The 19,093-nt window shown below is 36.7% G+C and carries 16 protein-coding genes; 4 read left to right on the forward strand and 12 right to left on the reverse strand.

The annotated features are described in order from the left end of the window. Positions 1-26: 26 nt before the first annotated feature. The 7 genes from groL to miaB form a co-directional block, all read right to left on the reverse strand. Positions 27-1,664 (reverse strand): chaperonin GroEL, encoded by a 1,638-nt coding sequence (groL, locus tag H7U22_RS06475; protein ID WP_187070539.1) that lies wholly within the window; start codon positions 1,662-1,664, stop codon positions 27-29. A gap of 73 nt (positions 1,665-1,737) precedes the next feature. Then, entirely contained in the window at positions 1,738-2,028 is a 291-nt protein-coding gene (locus tag H7U22_RS06480; RefSeq protein ID WP_056086646.1) for a co-chaperone GroES, read from the reverse strand. 384 nt (positions 2,029-2,412) lie between these two features. Then, positions 2,413-2,775, reverse strand: a complete 363-nt coding sequence (secG, locus tag H7U22_RS06485; protein WP_187070540.1) for a preprotein translocase subunit SecG — start codon at positions 2,773-2,775, stop codon at positions 2,413-2,415. Between the two features lie 14 nt (positions 2,776-2,789). Continuing rightward, on the reverse strand, positions 2,790-4,253 hold the full coding sequence (locus tag H7U22_RS06490; protein ID WP_187070541.1) for an ICP22 family protein: 1,464 nt from the start codon (positions 4,251-4,253) through the stop codon (positions 2,790-2,792). A 91-nt stretch (positions 4,254-4,344) separates the two neighbouring features. After that, on the reverse strand, positions 4,345-4,842 hold the full coding sequence (locus H7U22_RS06495) for an LptE family protein (protein ID WP_187070542.1): 498 nt from the start codon (positions 4,840-4,842) through the stop codon (positions 4,345-4,347). Then, positions 4,839-6,089 (reverse strand): sigma 54-interacting transcriptional regulator, encoded by a 1,251-nt coding sequence (locus H7U22_RS06500; protein ID WP_187070543.1) that lies wholly within the window; start codon positions 6,087-6,089, stop codon positions 4,839-4,841. The genes H7U22_RS06495 and H7U22_RS06500 overlap by 4 nt, the downstream gene beginning before the upstream one ends. Positions 6,090-6,240: 151 nt before the next feature. Further along, entirely contained in the window at positions 6,241-7,656 is a 1,416-nt protein-coding gene (gene miaB / locus H7U22_RS06505; protein WP_187070544.1) for a tRNA (N6-isopentenyl adenosine(37)-C2)-methylthiotransferase MiaB, read from the reverse strand. 376 nt (positions 7,657-8,032) lie between these two features. Between miaB and H7U22_RS06510 the strand changes: the two genes are divergently transcribed. The 4 genes from H7U22_RS06510 (at position 8,033) to H7U22_RS06525 (ending at position 13,309) form a co-directional block, all read left to right on the forward strand. After that, positions 8,033-9,826 carry an AsmA family protein gene (locus H7U22_RS06510; RefSeq protein WP_187070545.1) on the forward strand — a complete coding sequence of 598 codons (1,794 nt, stop codon included), beginning with the start codon at positions 8,033-8,035 and terminating at the stop codon, positions 9,824-9,826. Between the two features lie 102 nt (positions 9,827-9,928). Beyond that, positions 9,929-11,746, forward strand: coding sequence for a hypothetical protein (locus tag H7U22_RS06515; protein WP_187070546.1), 1,818 nt, complete (start codon positions 9,929-9,931; stop codon positions 11,744-11,746). A gap of 49 nt (positions 11,747-11,795) precedes the next feature. Then, the gene (locus tag H7U22_RS06520; RefSeq protein WP_187070547.1) at positions 11,796-12,353 is read left to right on the forward strand and encodes a LemA family protein; all 558 of its coding nucleotides are present in this window, start codon (positions 11,796-11,798) and stop codon (positions 12,351-12,353) included. Then, positions 12,353-13,309 carry a DUF3137 domain-containing protein gene (locus H7U22_RS06525; RefSeq protein ID WP_187070548.1) on the forward strand — a complete coding sequence of 319 codons (957 nt, stop codon included), beginning with the start codon at positions 12,353-12,355 and terminating at the stop codon, positions 13,307-13,309. Before H7U22_RS06520 ends, H7U22_RS06525 begins: the two co-directional genes overlap by 1 nt. On the opposite strand, the gene H7U22_RS06530 is transcribed toward H7U22_RS06525, so the two are convergent. Genes H7U22_RS06530 through H7U22_RS06550 form a run of 5 tightly spaced genes read right to left on the reverse strand, consistent with a single transcriptional unit; the run spans position 13,306 to position 19,065 of the window. Continuing rightward, a complete protein-coding gene (locus H7U22_RS06530) occupies positions 13,306-13,671 on the reverse strand; it encodes a response regulator (RefSeq protein WP_187070549.1) in 366 nt (121 codons plus the stop codon). The two genes, H7U22_RS06525 and H7U22_RS06530, sit on opposite strands and share 4 nt — an antisense overlap. A 24-nt stretch (positions 13,672-13,695) precedes the next feature. Then, complete coding sequence (locus H7U22_RS06535; protein WP_187070550.1) at positions 13,696-14,280, reverse strand: chemotaxis protein CheB; 585 nt, start codon at positions 14,278-14,280, stop codon at positions 13,696-13,698. Next, positions 14,265-15,083 (reverse strand): CheR family methyltransferase, encoded by an 819-nt coding sequence (locus tag H7U22_RS06540; protein ID WP_187070551.1) that lies wholly within the window; start codon positions 15,081-15,083, stop codon positions 14,265-14,267. Before H7U22_RS06540 ends, H7U22_RS06535 begins: the two co-directional genes overlap by 16 nt. Before the next feature lie 3 nt (positions 15,084-15,086). After that, the gene (locus tag H7U22_RS06545) at positions 15,087-15,458 is read right to left on the reverse strand and encodes a response regulator (protein ID WP_187070552.1); all 372 of its coding nucleotides are present in this window, start codon (positions 15,456-15,458) and stop codon (positions 15,087-15,089) included. 16 nt (positions 15,459-15,474) lie between these two features. Then, the gene (locus tag H7U22_RS06550; RefSeq protein ID WP_187070553.1) at positions 15,475-19,065 is read right to left on the reverse strand and encodes a response regulator; all 3,591 of its coding nucleotides are present in this window, start codon (positions 19,063-19,065) and stop codon (positions 15,475-15,477) included. Positions 19,066-19,093 lie beyond the last annotated feature (28 nt).

Consider the following 19,093-nt stretch of genomic DNA (forward strand, 5'->3'; position numbering starts at 1 on the left):
TTTCGCAATAGACAGTTAGGCGTTGATTACATCATACCACCCATGCCACCGCCACCCATTGGAGGATGAGCGCCAGCACCACCTTCTTCAGGTTCGTCTGCTAATACAACTTCTGTGGTTAATAACATCGCTGCGATTGATGCTGCATTTTCTAATGCTACACGACTTACTTTAGTTGGATCGATAACACCAGCACCAATTAAGTTTTCGTAAACATCAGTACGTGCATTATAACCGAAATCGCCTGTTCCTTCTTTTACTTTTTGAACTACAATAGAACCTTCAATACCTGCGTTTTCGCAAATTTGACGTAATGGCTCTTCAATAGCACGACGAATGATCTGGATTCCAGTATTTTCATCTTCGTTAGCACCTTTCAAATCAGCTAAAGCTTCAACTGCACGAATGAAAGCAACACCACCACCAGCAACAATACCTTCTTCTACAGCTGCACGAGTTGCGTGTAAAGCATCATCAACACGGTCTTTTTTCTCTTTCATTTCAACTTCACTCGCTGCACCTACATAAAGAACTGCAACACCGCCGGCTAATTTAGCCAAACGCTCTTGTAATTTTTCTTTATCGTAATCAGATGTAGTCGTTTCAATTTGAGCTTTAATTTGGCTAACACGAGATTTAATATCATCAGAGTTACCAGCACCGTTAATTACAGTTGTATTGTCTTTATCAACAACAACCTTCTCAGCAGAACCTAAATAAGTTAAATCAGCATTTTCTAATTTATAACCTCTTTCTTCTGATACAACAATACCACCAGTTAAAATTGCGATGTCTTCTAACATTGCTTTTCTTCTATCGCCAAAACCTGGAGCTTTAACAGCAACAACTTTCAGTGATCCACGGATTTTGTTTACCACTAAAGTAGCCAAAGCTTCACCATCTAAATCTTCAGAAATAATTACTAAAGGCTTACCAGTTTGAACAGTTTTCTCTAAAACTGGCAACAATTCTTTCATGTTGCTAATTTTTTTGTCGTAGATTAAAATGTAAGGATTTTCTAATTCAGCTTCCATTTTATCTGCATTGGTAACAAAATATGGAGATAAATAACCTCTATCAAATTGCATACCTTCTACTGTTTTAACTTCAGTTTCAGTACCTTTTGCTTCTTCAACAGTAATTACACCATCTTTACCAACTTTGCTCATTGCTTCAGCAATTAACGAACCGATTTTCTCGTCGTTGTTAGCCGAGATAGATGCAACTTGTTTAATTTTATTATTATCATCACCAACAGCTTGAGATTGTGCTTTTAAATTAGCAACAACCGCTATAACCGCTTTATCGATCCCACGTTTCAAATCCATTGGATTTGCACCTGCAGCAACGTTTTTAATACCAGTAGTAATAATAGCTTGAGCTAAAACCGTAGCAGTTGTTGTTCCATCACCAGCAATATCTGCTGTTTTTGAAGCCACTTCTTTAACCATTTGAGCGCCCATGTTTTCAACCGCATCTTTCAATTCGATTTCTTTAGCAACCGTTACACCATCTTTAGTAATTGCTGGTGAACCGAATTTTTTATCGATAATAACATTACGACCTTTTGGGCCTAAAGTTACTTTTACTGCATTTGCAAGAATATCAACACCGCGTTTCAGGGCGTCGCGTGCTTCTACGTTATATTTTACTTGTTTTGACATTTTTTTAAAATTTGATAATATGATGATTTGATGATTAGCTAATTAACTAATTATCGCATCTGCTAATTTTTATTTATCCAACAACAGCGTAGATATCAGTTTCACGCATAATTAAGTAATCTTTACCCTCGTAAGGGAATTCGGTACCACCGTATTTACCATAAATAACAACATCACCAACTTTTACAGTAGCTTTTTTACCTTCAGAATCTTCTTCAGAAACAGAAACTACAGTTCCTTTGGATGGTTTTTCTTTAGCAGTATCAGGGATATACAAACCCGATGCAGTTTTTTCTTCTGCCGCAGCCGGTTCAACGATTACTCTGTTCGAACTGCCAGCAATTGGTTTAAGGTTTAACGCCATAACTTTTATTATTTTTTTATTTTGATTTTAAGTTTTTTAACTACGCATACAATTAACATTTTTTATGCCAATAGCTTTCTAGGGACAAATTTACACCCGTACTGTCAATTTTTTAAACATTTAAAGAATATTGCAAAATTTTAAGTGTCAGCTTGGCAGGAGATATTTTTCGCAATTGCCAATAATTGAGATTTAAAAGAATCTTCTTCTGGGTTAACACAGCCTTTTTTAACTTTTGCGGAAAAACTGCAAACATTTCGTGATTGCGAGATACGAAGTAATCTTAACAAGATCTATAAATTGAAGCTATCTTTCACAATCTCCAAAACCTAAAAAAAGCTTTCCCTTTTGAGGAAAGCTTTCGAAATGCTAATGATTATTAATTTATTTCTTTGTAGTATCTGTTGTAGTTGCTGGTTTTGCAGGTGCTGCATTGTTTAAACCGCCACCAATTGGAGATGGAGAAGGTGTTTTATCTAATCGCTCTTGTATAGTTGATGTTCCGCCAACAGCAGTTGCGCCACCGCTAGTTTTAGCAATTGTAGTAATTGATAAGGTTAAAACAACAATCGCAGCCAATAAAACCCACGATCCTTTTTCTAAAACATCGCCTGTACGTTGTACACCAAACATATTGCTACCGCCACCGCCTGCAGCTAAACCACCACCTTTAGGATTTTGGATCAAAACAAATAAACCTAAAGCTACACACACAACAATTAACAAAATGATTAAAAACGTTATCATGATAATATTATATTTTAAAATTTCTTTTCTATAGATTGGATAAGGTCGGCAAAGTAACGGCTTTTTTCCGGATATTTCAAACTTAATTTTTTATAAGTATCTATGGCTTTGTGATAAAGCATTTGCTCGATATAAATTTTCGCCAAAGTTTCCGAAACAAGGTCGTAATGATCTTCAGCGCTCTTTTTCGCCTTATTCTCATTATCAATCTGCTCTGGCTTTGGTGGTTTTATTGTCGGGTCTTCCTTTAAAAACTTTTCTATAATCTCTGCACCCTTTGCATCCTTAATCTCTGTTGATGGATATTCTGCTAAATGATCAGCGACTTCGAAAGGCGTTTGAATGTGGAAAATGTGCTCAACATACTGTTGCTGAAACTCTGCTCTTTCTTGGTTTTGTTTCTGCTGTTGCTGTTGTTTTGCTACTCCAGGTTTTGGCTGTGCATAAGGCTGAAAAATCTGCTCGTGCTCTTTACGGGTTTTGGCCAGCCACCACAAAAAAGTATAAGGCAATTGGTCATCATCGTATTTAGATACAAAGTTTACCTCTGGTTCATCTGGAGTTACCGTTTCTATGTGAGGTGCTTCAGATATAACATCGGTACTCAGCTTCTGCTCAAAAGCAAAAAAATCGGTGTGCTCTACCCGCTCAATAAACGAATCGGCATCGGCAGGCAAATCCATTAAATGACGATCTATCCCCGGCAGGTTATTTGGCGTTTCAATATTTACTTGTTGTGTAATTTGAGGTGCTGGATTTTCATCAGGCTCACCAATTTCATCAAAAATATCTTGTTCATCTTGAGTACTTTCTGCATCAACTTTAGCGAAACTTTCAGATACAGCCTGCTCAGTTTCTTCGGAATTAGTTTCAACTTCAGTCTCCACCGGCTCTTCAACTTCATCAAAAATATCTTGCTCATCTTGAGTACTTTCTGCATCAACTTCAGCGAAACTTTCAGATTCAGCCTGCTCAGTTTCTTCTGAATTAGTTTCAACTTCAGTCTCCACCGGCTCTTCAACTTCATCAAAAATATCTTGCTCATCTTGAGTGGTTTCTGCATCAACTTCAGCCAAACTTACAGATCCAGTTTGCTCAGTTTCTTCTGAATTAGCTTCAACTTCAGTCTCTACCGGCTCACCAATTTCATCAAAAATATCTTGCTCATCTTGAGTGGTTTCTGCATCGACTTCAGCGAAACTTTCAGATCCGGTTTGCTCAGTTTCTTCTGAACTAGCTTCAACTTCAGTCTCAATCAACTCTTCAGCCTTTACAGATTGAAGAATATTATACAGCACATTTCCATTGCTATAAAGTGATGCTTTTGGCACAAACTGCGAATCGGCTTTTGCCAAAAGTAAATGAATGGGTTGTGCGTATGGATATTCTTTAAGCATTTCCTGCAACATGGGAACGTGCTCTGACCCAACCTTTCCGGGTTGTGCAAGTAAATCTGCCAGTAGCTTTTTGTTATCCATTATTGAGGTTTGCTGCTAAGTTAAAAATGTTTCGGCTTTTTTAAAGGCTCAATTGGTCTTTAGTTTTGGAAATTTTAAATCAGAAACAGAATTACCATTGCGCAAAAGCTCTGTTAAAAACATCTTCAGTTAACTGCTTATTGATGTTTTCTATCGCTCCAGGCAAAAGAGACTGGATAGAACCTCCATTTAAAGGGAAATCAAAATATCTTGTAAAACTTTCTTCAAAGCTATCTTTAGCCCTTACTGTATTGGTAAATTTTACAGCAACCGTAATGGTTAAACGGTTGGCACCAGCCGTTGGCGTAGCGCTAGATTGTAAAGCAACGGGTTTAATGTCATAGCCTGTAATACGGCCTTCAAAAATTGCCTGACCATCGTTCGCGGTAATGCTTAAGCTAGTTTGATTACGAATTCTCGTTTTTACAGCTTCCGTAAATTGATTGCTCAACGTTGGTATAACAAGTGGTGCATTGTTTTCAAAAACCCTAACGGTTACTGTTTTTAATCCTACGGTAGATGCTCCACCGAAAGAGTATGCGCAAGAACTTAATACTGCAACGAGTAGAAATCCGAATAATTTCCTCATAAATTTAATTCTTTAATTTTTCTGTAAAGTGTCCGTTCAGAGATTCCCAATTCTTGAGCTGCAAATTTACGCTTCCCTTTATGCTTTTTCAGTGCCTTTTTTATCAAATCTGATTCCTTATCAACCAACGATAAGGATTCTTCTACTTCTTCTGCATCATGTGCAAAATAATCAGAATTGTTGTTCCCATTAATGTTGTTGTTATTATTTGGGGTAGGTTGCTGAATGGTAAAAGCATGCTCCTGCCCTGCTGGCAATTCTACATCTCTATAAAGTTGATTAATGTATTGAGGATTATCAGCCAAAACTGTTGCCGTATTGCCACCATGCTGAATAATTTCTGCAACAAGTTTTTTAAGCTCTACCATATCCTTCTTCATATCGAAAAGCACCTTGTACAAAATATCTCTTTCTGTAAAATCTTCTTTCGAGTTGGAGTTAATCGTCATTGGTAAATTACTGCCTGCTTCGTTCGGAATGTAATTTAAAATTGCCGGACCAGTTACATTGCGCTCTTTCTCCAAAACGCAAATCTGTTCAGCAATATTTTTTAACTGACGTACATTTCCTGGCCAACTGTAATTGGTTAAAATCTGCACGGCTTCTGGTTCTAAATGCAAAGCCGGACTTCGGTATTTATCACTAAAATCTGCAGAGAATTTTCTAAACAGAAGGTAAATATCCTCTTTACGTTCATGCAAGGCAGGAATTCGTAATGGAACTGTATTTAATCTATAATATAAATCCTCACGGAATTTTCCATTTTTTACGCGGTTGTACACATCCACATTGGTCGCTGCGATAATCCTTACATCTGTTTTCTGAACCTTAGATGAACCTACACGCAAATATTCTCCACTTTCTAAAATCCTAAGTAAGCGAGCTTGTGTTCCTAATGGAAGCTCTGCAACTTCATCTAAAAAAATTGTTCCGCCATTGGCTACTTCGAAATAGCCTTTTCGGGCTTCGTGGGCGCCGGTGAACGAACCTTTCTCATGACCGAATAATTCTGAATCTATAGTTCCCTCAGGAATTGCACCACAGTTTACAGCGATAAATGCGCCGTGTTTACGAGCACTCATTTGATGGATAATTTGAGAAAAAACCTCCTTACCACTTCCGCTTTCGCCAGTAATTAAAACCGACATATCCGTTGGGGCAACTTGGCTAGCAATATCTATGGCACGATTAAGCAAAGGCGAATTGCCAATAATCCCGAACCGCTGTTTTATATTTTGTGTATCCATTTATTAATATCAAGTATTTAGTATTAGGTATCAAGACTGGGTGTTGTTAACTCAATCTAACCAGCTCCGTCATTGCTAGGAACGAAGCAATCTCCCTTTTGAGTTATAGCAAACGCATTAGGATTGCTTCGTGCCTCGCAATGAAGAAACCCTAAACTATTTTTCCAATCAGCGTAGCCGATGTACATTTCTCGATCAATACATTTGCGTATTGACCAGGCTTAACCCCATCAATTGCAGGGAAAATTGCCATTGCACCACTATCTCCTCTTCCGCAATAATCTTGATCTGATTTTTTTGATGTGCCCTCAATTAAAACTCTAACTGTTTTACCAACCCATTCCTGTAAACGCAATAAAGAATGTGCCTGTTGTTTAGCTAAAATTTCTGCAAGTCTACGTTTTTTAACCTCTTCTGGAATATCATCTGCCAGTTTACGAGCCGCCAAAGTTCCCGGTCTTTCTGAGTAAGTGAAATTATAAGCAAAATCGTATTTCACGTAATCCAACATGCTCAAAGTATCCTGATGTTCTTCTTCTGTTTCGGTGCAGAAGCCTGCGATGATATCCGTAGAAATTGCACAACCAGGAATAATATTTTTAATTGCATCGATACGGTTAATGTACCATTCACGAGTATAAGTTCTGTTCATTAAATCTAAGATACGCGTATTTCCAGATTGAACAGGCAAGTGAATGTAATTACAAATATTATCGTATTTAGCGATGGTATATAAAACTTCATCGGTAATATCCTTCGGATGAGATGTTGAAAAACGAACCCTTAAATCTGGATTAATCAATGCTACCATTTCTAAAAGTTGGGCAAAGTTCACGGTCTCCGTTCCACCTTCTGATGTCCAAGTGTAAGAATCCACGTTTTGGCCCAAAAGAGTTACCTCACGATAACCTGCTTCGAACAAGCTTTGTGCTTCGGCAACAATAGAATGTGCATCTCTACTACGCTCGCGACCACGAGTAAATGGAACCACACAGAATGAACACATATTATTACAACCACGCGTAATGGAGATAAATGCTGTAATTCCATTGCTGTTTAAACGAACAGGACTAATATCTGCATAAGTTTCCTCACGAGATAAAAGCACATTAACTGCTTTATGTCCACTTTCTACCTGCTCAATTAAATTGGGTAAATCGCGATAAGCATCTGGACCAACAACCACATCAACCAAACGTTCTTCTTCTAAAAATTTAGATTTTAAACGCTCTGCCATACAGCCCAAAACCCCAACAATTAACTTCGGATTACGGCGTTTTTCTACACCAAATTGCGATAAGCGATTTCTTACTCTAGTTTCTGCATTCTCGCGGATAGAGCAAGTATTAATGAAAATCACATCGGCTTGATGATAATCTCCAGTGGTTTCAAAACCGGTTTCTGAAAGGATTGAAGCTACAATTTCGCTATCTGCAAAATTCATGGCGCAACCATAACTTTCAATATATAATTTGCGAGCGTCGGCCTTTATGGGTTTGTCCAAAATTACGGCTTCACCTTGCCTAGCTTCATCATGCGTCTTATCCTGTACTTGTAAATCAATCATTATTAAAAAAAGATTTTGGGAGAGCAAAAATACATAAATTAAATTAAAAATGACAATTTGACAGGTTTAGTTAGAATGTTTACAAAGCGATTATTTATAATCACTGGCAAATTATCCGTCAGCTGAAGCAGACGGCAATGAATAGCAGATTGTACTAAGAGCAAGCGAAAGGACTCCGTCTTATTTAGCTAGCGCATTTCATCGTTTATGTGGATTTCAAATGCACAGTTCAAAAAGGACAGGATCGCTCCACAGGAGTTCCTTTGGAACAAATTTTAACCCATAAAATCCGTCAGCTGAACAGACGACAATGAATAGCAACTCCCAGAACAAACCTTTTGGCTAGCAATATGTTCTACTCTGGTAAGGAAAAATTATGGTCGCTCAAAAAAGTAAAAAAGTTTGGATTTGGATTGGTAGCATTTTCGGTACTCTAATTTTAATTTTGGCCTTTGGTGCTATGTTTTTAAGCGCCAGATGGAAACCGCTTTTAACCGAAAAAATTAAAGAAGGAGTTTATAATGGCTCACATCATTTATATAAGATAGATTTTAAAAGCATTAATTTAAACCTAGTTACTGGAAGTTTAGCGCTTCGCGACGTAACCTTAACGCCAGATACACTTGTTTTTGATTCTTTAAAGGCAAAACGACTTGCTCCCGCACATACCTTTGAAATCAAGCTAAAAAAACTCCAAGTTACCGGGGTTGGAATTTTGACAGCCTACTTTAAAAAGCGGGCGGAAGTAAATGCAATCCTATTAGATAAACCTTCTATCAACATGGTTTTTAATAAGGTTCCAAAAACTATAGATACTGTTAAAGAAGAAAAAACCTTATATCAACAAATTTCGAATACTTTTAAATCACTACACATTAAATCGATAAAAATTGTTGATGCCGATTTCGATTACATCAACAGAAGCTTGGCAAAAAAAACCAAAAAATCAATCAAGCATCTCGATATTAATGTGAACGATTTCCTGTTAGATTCTCTTTCGCAAAACGATACCAGTCGCTTTTATTATACCAAAGACATTTCTTTTCAGGTTGCTGGTTATAAAGCCCTAACGAAAGATAAAATGTACACCATGAAGGTGGATACCATTAACGGATCACTAGCCTCAAAAAAAATAACCATAAAGGGATTTAACCTCATTCCGATGTATCCCGAATTAACTTTCGCTAGAAAATACAACGTTCAAAAAGACAGATATAATTTGAGCTTTGAAAAAGTAGAATTTAACGGCGTTGATTTTATGGCATTAAATACCGACCAAAAATTACACGCAAAATCATTGAGGATTGGCCCTGCTAAAGTGGAGGTTTTTATGAGTAGAGAATCGCTTCCACCCCCAGGTTTGGACAAAGCCAGGAATTTCCCTCATTTAGCTCTAAAAAGACTGGATTTCCCTATAGCTATTGATACCGTAAAAATTAGAAACATCAATTTAAAATATTCAGAATACAATCCAGCAAGTAAAAAAATTGGTTCTGTTGATTTTAAATCGCTAACCGGAAATATCCTAAATGTAACAAACGACAGTTTAAAACTGGCTAAAAACAATCATGCGCTTGCAAATTTTAATACGTTATTGATGGGCTCAGGGAAACTAAATTTGAAGATAGATTTTAACTTAACAGATAAAAATGGTGCTTTCAGTTATAGTGGAAACATGGGCAATTTCGATTTCACCAAGCTCAATCCCTTATCCACAGCCCTAGGATTAGTGGAGATTGAAAGCGGAAACGTGCAGAAGATAGATTTTAAAGCAACAGGAAATACGAGAACGGCCACAGGCTCTATGAATATGCTTTATACCAATTTAAAAGTTAAACTGCTGTCTGATAATATTGATGGAGAAGGCACAAAGGAAAAAGGACTTTTATCATTTTTAGCCAATACCATTTTGGTAAAAGACGAAAACCCTAAAAAGGGTGAAGCACCAAGAACCGCCACCATGACGAATACTCGAATTAATTCGGCCTCCTTTTTTAATCTAATGTGGAAAACGGTTTTTGTCGGTATAAAGGATATTGTTGGCGTGGGCGTTGTTCCAGAAAAAGACCCAATAAAGCAACAGAAGAATGTGGCAAAAAAAATCCGCCAGCAAAAAAGAGAAGACCGAAAAGAAGCTAGGAAAGCAAGGCAAGAGCAGAATAAGCGCTAGCCAAAACCAGAAATAATACGGTTTTACAGCAAAATTGAGACTGATTTTTTTTCAAATAGGTTTATAAGCGTATATTGCTAATGAAAACCAGCCCTTTCATTAATGCCAGATACAAAAAGACATCGTTATAGATTTTTAAAATGGGTTGCCAGCGTAGTTTTTATTGTTTTTATTTTACTGGCAGGGATCGCTTGGTTCTTGAATGTAAAATCAAGGCCAATGCTTACCGATAGAATTAAAACATTGCTCTATAAATCTACCGATAGCTTATACACAATCAGTTTTACCAAAGTTTCTACCAACATTTTAACAGGCAATGCCACGCTACAAAACGTGGTGATTAAACCAGATACGAATCGATACAAACAATTAATTCTATTAAAAAGAGCACCAAATAATCTCTATCAGGTTTCATTAAAAAAATTAGTAGTAAAACATTTTCATCCGCTGATTCTTTACCGAGAGCATAAGTTGGAAATTGAAGAGGTGTTGTTTGATAAGCCTGAGGTGTTAATGACGAATAAACAATTTGTTTTTAACGAAAATCGACCTCCAAGACCTATTAAATCTCCCTATGATATTATCTCAAAAAACCTAACCTCTTTTAATATTCAATCTATTTTATTTAGAGATGCAAGCTTTAAATACATTAATAAAAATGTGGCCAAGCCAGAAGTTTTTTCTATTGATGATTTAAATATTGGCCTAACGGATTTGCTTGTAGATTCGACTTCTGCAGAAGACCCTACTCGGTTTTATTTGTTAAAAGATGTAGTCATTAACTTAAAGAATTACTCGTATCCAACCCCAGATAAACTTTATAACATTAATTTAAATCAGCTCGATTTTAGAGCTTCTACGGGCAAATTAAGAGTTAAAAAATTCGCTCTAGAGCCATTGTATGATGAAATGAAATTCGGTCGTGTTGCAGGTTATGCAAAAGATCGTTTCGACATTCAAATGAGCGATATTTCTTTAAATGGAATAGATCTCCCGCTTTACATCAGCAAGCAGGAATTGTGGGCCAAAGAAATGGCTGTTGCAAATGGCTATGTTTCGGTATTTAACAATAATGAATTGCCTCAGCGAGAACAAGAAAGCAAAGTTGGCAAGTTTCCACACCAACTGTTGCAATTGTTGGGTGTGCCCATACTCATTCAAAAAATCAAGCTTAAGGATATAAATATTGTTTATTCCCTGTTTGATAAAGAAAGTAAACAGCGGGGACGGTTATCTTTCGAAAACACATCTGGAACCATTAGTAATGCTACGAACGTAGAAAAAATTAAGGCTATTAATCCCTTTATGAATGCCAATTTAACAACCTATTTAATGGGCCAGGGCAAGCTTGATTTAGATTTTAATTTTAATCTAACTGCAAAAGATGGCGCATTTTCTTACAAAGGTGAGTTGCAAAATTTTAATGCAAGGGTGTTAAATCAAATTACAAAACCTTTGGGCATGGTTCGAATTAACCGAGGAAACGTAGATAAGCTCTCCTTTAATTTTAAGGCAAATGATGTTGGCGCAAAGGGAAAGGTAGATTTTGCTTATTTTGATTTATCGGTTGCGTTAATGAAAAACGATCCAGAAAAAGATCATCTTGTAAAACGTGGCCTGCTTTCATTTTTGGCAAATGCCTTGATTATTAAATCTGAAAACCCAGGGCCAGATGGAAAATTAGTTTCTGCAAATGTAAGCTATGATAGACCAGCAAATACCTCTTTCTTTAATTTAATATGGAAAAGTCTCTTTGTTGGCATAAAATATAGTATTGGCATTACGGAAGAAAAACAGAGCGAAATGCGGGATCATATTGCCAAGTTTAAAGCAATGAGAGAAAGTCATCGGTTACGCAAATTGAAAAGATTGGAACGTCGTCATCAAAAAGAGGAACGAGAACAAAATGAAAAGCGCTAAAACTTGTAACGTTTTTCTATATTTATTCTCTAAACCAAAACCTACAACTATGATTATTGCCCTCGTTATTATCGCGTTCCTATTCATCATCGGAATTTTCTTTTACAATTCGCTTATCGGAAAGAAGAATCAAGTTACCAATGCGTTTTCTGCCATTGATGTAATGCTGAAAAAACGTTTCGATTTAATTCCGAACCTCGTTGAGGTTGTAAAACAATATACTACTTACGAATCGAGCACATTATCGAAAATTGTTGAGCTTAGATCTAAAGCCACTTCAGGCAATGTTAGCGATGCCGAAAAAGCTTCGTTAGACGCTCAATTAAGCACAAGCGTAAAAGGCTTAATGGTTAACGTAGAAAATTATCCTGATTTAAAAGCAAATACCAACTTCATTAATCTGCAAACCACTTGGACAGAAAGTGAAGAGCAAATTGCCGCAGCAAGACGAACCTATAATTCTTCTGTAACCGAATATAACAATGCAATTATGATGTTCCCAGGCAGCATGTTTGCGGGTATGTTGGGATATCAACAAATTTCTGTTTTAGCCACAGCCGAAGAAGAACGCAAAAACGTAAGTGCCAAAGATCTTTTTAATAGTTAATGGGTTTGGAGATTGATGGTAATGTTGCTTTGCAAAGTGTGCTGGCAACATTAGAAATTGAGCGTAAAAAAATTGCATCCACACAAACCAAAGGCTATCTCTTTATTGGTGGCGGTATTTTATTGGGGATTTTGGGCTCAGTTCTTGGTTTTCCAATCCCCTCAATCCTAGCTGGTTTAGTTCCTATAATTTTTGGCGGGGTTACCCTTTACCGCATCAGTGATGAATTGAATGCTTATAAAGATTCTTTTAAACGAGATGTGATTGGTTCTGCCCTAAAAAACTTAGATCAAAGCTTAACGATTGATCCATATAAAGGAATTTATGAACAAGAATTTATCGACGCTCAACTTTTTAAAACAGATCCAGATCGTTATAAAACCGAAGATTTAGTTTGTGGAACAGCTGGCAAAACAGGCTTCTATTTCGCAGAGGTACATGCAGAATACAAAACAGAAGTACAAACCAAAAATGGAACCCGTACCGAGTGGCATGATATTTTTAAAGGAATTATTTTTGTCGCCGATTTTAACAAAAACTTTAATGGCATAACCATAGTTAGACCCAAAGATATCGGCAGTTCCATTGGCGCATGGTTCTCTAAAAATTTATTTTCCTTTGGAGATAATGATGTGGTACAGCTTGAAAACCCAACATTTTGCAAAGAATTTATAACTTATGCAAATGACCAAGTTGAGGCCAGATATATTCTAACACCTGCTATGATGGAAAGGATTTTGGAATTAAACAGACGGGCAAAATATACCGTTACACTGTCTTTTATAAGCTCAAAAATGTACATTGGTTTCCCCCTGGATAGAAATTATTTTGAAGCACCTATATTTAAAACCTTGTTAAATCCAGAATTACTAGATGAAGATATCTCCACAATTAATTTCATGTATGATATTATTAAAGAACTGGATTTAAATACCAGAATTTGGGGCAAAAACTAACTTAAATGCTTTCTAACAATTTCTTCTAAAGCAGCAATATCAAAAGGTTTTGATAAATAACTATCTGCACCAGCTTCGTTGGCCAAGGCTGAGATATCGTTATTTGCTGAAAAATAAATAACCGGAATATGTTTCAAATCTGGGTGATTTTTCAAAGCTTTAGTAGCTTGAATTCCGCCCAAATCTGGCAACCAGTTGTCCATAAAAATTAAATCAGGCATATAAGCCGCAACCTGTTCCTCAATATTATTTGCGTTTTCGGATGTTTTAATTTGATAACCTGCATCTTCCAAAATGAAAGTGCAAAGATCCAGAATATCCCTATTATCATCAAAAACAAATACTTTCTTTGTAACCATCATAATCTATCTCCAGAAAGGCAATCTTTATCGTTTAATTAAATTGTTAATATATTCCGCCATTTCATTACCATGTAAAACCTGATCTGTATGTACATTATTAATGGCTTGTTGAGGCATGTACGGCATAATTGCTGTACTTGGATTCTGTATAACCACCCTACCCCCGTAATTGTTTACAATTTTCAGGCCATTTACTCCATCGGCGTTAGAGCCAGAGAGCAAAATACACACTAAACTCTCTTTATATACCTCTGCTGCCGATTGATAGGTAACATCGATTGAAGGTCTGGAATAATTTACTTTTTCAGAGTAATCCAATGAAATTGTTTTATCTTCTTCTATCAACAAATGATAATCTGCTGGCGCAATGTATATATTACCAGCCACTAAAGCCTTTTTTTCTTCTGCCTCGTTCACTTTTAAACTTGTTCTTGCCTGCAAAAGATCGGTTAGCAAACTTTCGTTATTCGCTTTGCGATGAATAACCAAAACAATTGGAAAATCAATTTCACTTCTTAATGCTGGAAATATTTCTAAAAGTACATCTAAACTTCCGGCAGAGCCTCCAATAATTAATGCATTACAAGAGAAGGTTAAAGTTTCCGCCATATTTTTTCGGTTTTAACTCTTTTATACTCTTTCGCTTTTGGCCAAAACTCCAAACTTTCCTTACTACCCAATGCAATATAACCCAGTTTTTCTATGCTGCTATCAAACAAGTTGAATACTTTATGCTGAAGATCCTTATCAAAATAAATCAACACATTTCTACATAAGATTAGCTGAAACTCGTTAAAAGAATGATCAGAAACTAAATTGTGAGTAGAAAAAATCATCTTTGACCCCAAAGTTTCATCAAATTTTGCCAACGAATAATTGGCCGTGTAATAACTCGAAAAATCTTTAATCCCGCCAGAGTTTACATAATTTTCAGAGTATTGCTTTAAATAATTTAACGGGAACATTCCTTTCTTAGCTTTTTCCAAAACTGAAGGATTTATATCAGTTGCATAAATTAGTGCCTTATTTAAAAGGTTAAGTTCTTTTAAAACTATCGCAAGTGAATAAGCCTCTTCTCCGGTTGAACAGCCTGCAACCCAAATTCTTATAAACGGATAAGTTCCCAATACTGGTAAAACATCATTTCTAAGGGCCTTATAGAAAGATGGATCGCGAAACATCTCCGTAACATTAACCGTAATTTCTTCTAAAAACCGCTTAAAATATTGTTTATCGCTTTTAACGGTGTACCTAAACTCAGCAAAACTTACAAAGTTATCTATGGCATACAAACGCGTAATTCTTCGTTTTATAGATGCATGAGAATATTCCAGAAAGTCGTATCCATGAGCTTCTAAAACATCGTTTAATAGAATCTCTACCTGTTCATTATCTATCGCATCACTTATCACCAGCTATTTTGTAAAGTTATCTATCTGTATTAATAATTCATCTACATTTATGGGTTTAGAGATGTATCCGGAAGCCCCTGCAGATAAACAGCGCTCCTTATCTCCAACCATGGCTTGAGCCGTTACAGCCAAAACTGGCGTATTCTGCATCTTCGCCGATTTCTTCATCACCGAAATGGCTTGATATCCATCCAAATCCGGCATCATCATATCCATTAATACGATTGCTATATTTTCGTTTTCTTCCATGATGGAAAAACCTTCTTTAGCACTCGTAGCAGATACACAATCGAAACCTTTGGCTTTTAAAACAGCTTTTAATGCGAAAATGTTTCGGTTGTCATCATCAATTATGAGGATTAATTTTTTAGGCATAATTTTAAAAAAGAGGTTAAGAGTTATGATGATTTTCGTAAAGCCATACCCGTAAAAGAGAAACAAGCTGATCCATATCTACCGGTTTGCTAATATAATCTGATGCGCCTGCTGCGATGCATTTTTCCCGATCGCCCATCATCGCTTTTGCGGTAACGGCTAAAATTGGTAAGTTTCTGTATTTAAAATCCTGTCTAATGGCTGTAGTTGTTTCATAACCATCTAGCTCAGGCATCATCATATCCATTAAAACCACATCTACTTCGGCATTTTCGGCCAATAATTTTAGGGCTTCTTTACCATCTGTAGCAGTAAGTACTTTCATTTGGTGCTGTTCCAACACTTTGGTCAACGAAAAAATATTCCGTACATCATCATCTGCCACCAATACCGTTTTTCCTTTTAAAACATCCTGCAATTCAGAGAATTTTTTAGGCGCTTTTATGGTGTCTTTACTTTTTTCTTCTACAAGGTGAAGGAACAAGCCAGCCTCATCCAAAATGCGCTGGTAAGAATGAGCGGTTTTTACAACGATAGAATCTGCGTACTGTTTAATTCTATTTTCTTCTCCTTTGGATAAACTTTTACCAGTGAAAATTATAATGGGCAAGTTCTCCAAACCTGGGGTTTTCTTAACCACTTCCAGAGTTTCGTAAGCGTGTTTATCCGGAATACCCATGTCTAAAATTACGCAATTGATTTCTGGTTTATTGAGTGCAGAAACCCCTTCATTAACTTGATTTACGACTTCCGTTTGAATATTAAAATTGCTTAAGAAATAACTTAAAGCTTTTGCATGCTGTTCATTTTCCTCAACAATAAGAACCTTTTTAGGGTGGCGACTTAACGCATGCTCCAGTTTTTGGAAAATCTCTTGCATGTGCTCGAAAGCAAAAGGTTTATTGATAAAATCTACCGCTCCTTTTAGCAAGCTTTCCTTTTTTACCTGCAATGAAGACATAATGTGAACCGGAATTGGCCGAGTATCGGGATTCGATTTTAACTCTTCCATTACCTGCCAGCCATCTTTAATCGGCAATTGAATATCCAATAAAATTGCAACAGGTTTGTAAGCCTTAGCCATTTCAATCCCAACATCACCACGTACGGCTACAAGCCCTTTGTAGTTCCTTTTACGTGTAAAATCAAGCAGGGTTTTAGCGAAAGGCGTATCATCTTCTACAATTAAAATCACCTTATCATCTGGCTGAATATTATCGCGGTCATCTTCAATTTCTTTCGGAATATTGGCTACCGTTAAGTTATTTGTCTTTTTAACTGATACCTCTGGCACCACAACTTCCATTTGTTTTTCCCAAGGATTAGAGACGCCTTCAAAGCCTTTGTTCTTATCAATCGGCAATGTTAAAGTAAAGGTACTTCCTGCTCCTTCGGTGCTTTTTAAATCTATATACCCCCCTAAAAGCTTGGCCAATTCTCTACTAATAGATAAGCCCAAACCGGTACCACCGAACTTACGTCTGGTAGATCCATCGGCCTGCTGGAAAGCTTCAAAAACCATAGCCTGCTTCTCTGGTGCAATGCCAACGCCAGTATCGGTAACTTTAAAAATTAAAGCGTTTAACTTTTCGTTTTTATTGATGTTTAGTGTTACCGAACCTTGAGTTGTAAACTTGATTGCATTGGATAAAAGGTTTTTCAGAATCTGTTCTAGCCTCATTTTATCCGTATGGAAAAACTCTGGAACCTCTTCTGTTTTTTCGAGAACAAGCTTTAGATTTTTATCTTTTGCTACTGGGTTAAACAGCGAACGCATGTTCCCTATAACCTCATCTATTTTAATATTTGCCCGATCAAGCTCCATTTTACCGGCCTCAATTTTCGAAAGATCTAGTATTTCATCAATTAAACTTAGCAGACCTTGACCAGAGCTTTGAATAACTTCTGCATATTCCTGATGTTCTTTCTCTATCTCTTCATTTTCGGCCATTAATCTTGATAAAAGCAAAATGGAGTTTAATGGGGTGCGCAACTCATGAGACATATTGGCTAAAAACTCCGACTTATATTTCGTGCTCAATTCCAGCGCTTCCGCTTTCTGTTGAATTTCTACATTCCGTTCTTCAATAAGTTCATTTTTCTCTTCTAAAAGACTGCTTCTTTCTTCAAGTTCTTGGTTGCTTTGCAACAGCTCTTCTTGTTGTACACGAAGCTCTTCTTCGGATGCCTGAAGTTTTTGTGATTGTGCTTCCAACTCGGCATTCATTCCTTCGAGTTCGTTATGCTGTACCTGTAACTCCTCAGATTGAGCTTGAGTTTCCTCTAATAACTGCTGAAGTTTCAATCTGTTTTGTGCCCCCAACAAAGCCGTACCAACATCACCTAAAACTAGGTTTAAAAAATGTAATTGCAAATCTGAAAAATGGGTAATGGTACCCAGCTCCAAACCGCCAATAGAAATTCCGTTTCTTACAATTGGCAGCACCAATAACTGAGCAGGCTTAATATTTCCAGTGGCATAACTAATGGTAATTTCGCCCTGCGGAACATCTTCCAATAGTATAGATTTTCCAGATTTTACCACCTGACCAATTAAACCCTGTCCAAGCTCAATGGTTTGTGCTAAATCTTGTTTGTGCAAAGCGTATTGACCCTTTAAATGCAGATATCCATCATCCTTAAATAAATAAACTGCTCCAATTTGGCTTTTTGTGTAAGAAACCAAAAACTCTATAATATCATCCGCTAAATGGAAAACATCCTTTTCGCCAACCATTTTAACATTTAAGTTGGCTACCCCGGTTTGCAACCACTCATTTTCAGCAAGGGTATCAAAAGATTTTTTAAGTGAAAGCGACATCGTGTTTAAAGATTCAGAAAGCTCGCCAATATCATCTTTAGATTGCTCATTTAATTTAACCCCATAGTTACCGTTAGAAATTTGCTGGGCAATTTCCTTAATGGCAGCAATGCGTTTTTCCATTTCGTATTTTTTGTCCTCAATCTCCTTTTGAAGTCCAACACGCTCATCAAAATCTACAGACACCTTTCTATAGAAAAACAGGGTGATTAAGATTGCCAAAACCGCGGCAATTAAAATCAGCATTGGGGTGTAAGAGGTTAATTTATTTAGCTCTATCGTTCTAACATCCAACAACCTTCTTTCTTCCTTAACCATTCTGTTAACCACGGCTCTGGCTTGATCCATATAAGTTTTTCCCTGAAACAGAACCGTTGGATCTACCTGTCCACCTAAAGATTTAATCTCTATTGTAGATTTAATGATGTTCATCCTTTGCGTCATTATATTTCGCAATTCTGCAATATCCTTTTGCTGAACCGGGTTATCTTTGGTTTCTACCTCAATATCGGTTAGGGTTTTTAAAGCTTTATCCGATGCGCCATTATAGGGCTCCAAAAAAATTTTGTTTCCGGTTAAAAGATATCCCCGCTGACCAGTCTCAGCATCTTTTAACGTAGAAATAACTCCCTCTACGTTTAGGATAACCTCATCACTATGCTTTACCAGTTCGGTGCTTTTAATAAGATTGCTGATGCTAACATAAGAAGCCAGCGAACTGATAAAAAGAATAATTAGCGATAAGCCCAAGCCTAAGCGTAAATTATTTTTAAGAGTTGTTTTCATTTATTGGGAAGTATTTTTTTTGATGATT

Source organism: Pedobacter fastidiosus (assembly GCF_014306625.1).
Lineage (GTDB): Bacteria > Bacteroidota > Bacteroidia > Sphingobacteriales > Sphingobacteriaceae > Pedobacter > Pedobacter fastidiosus.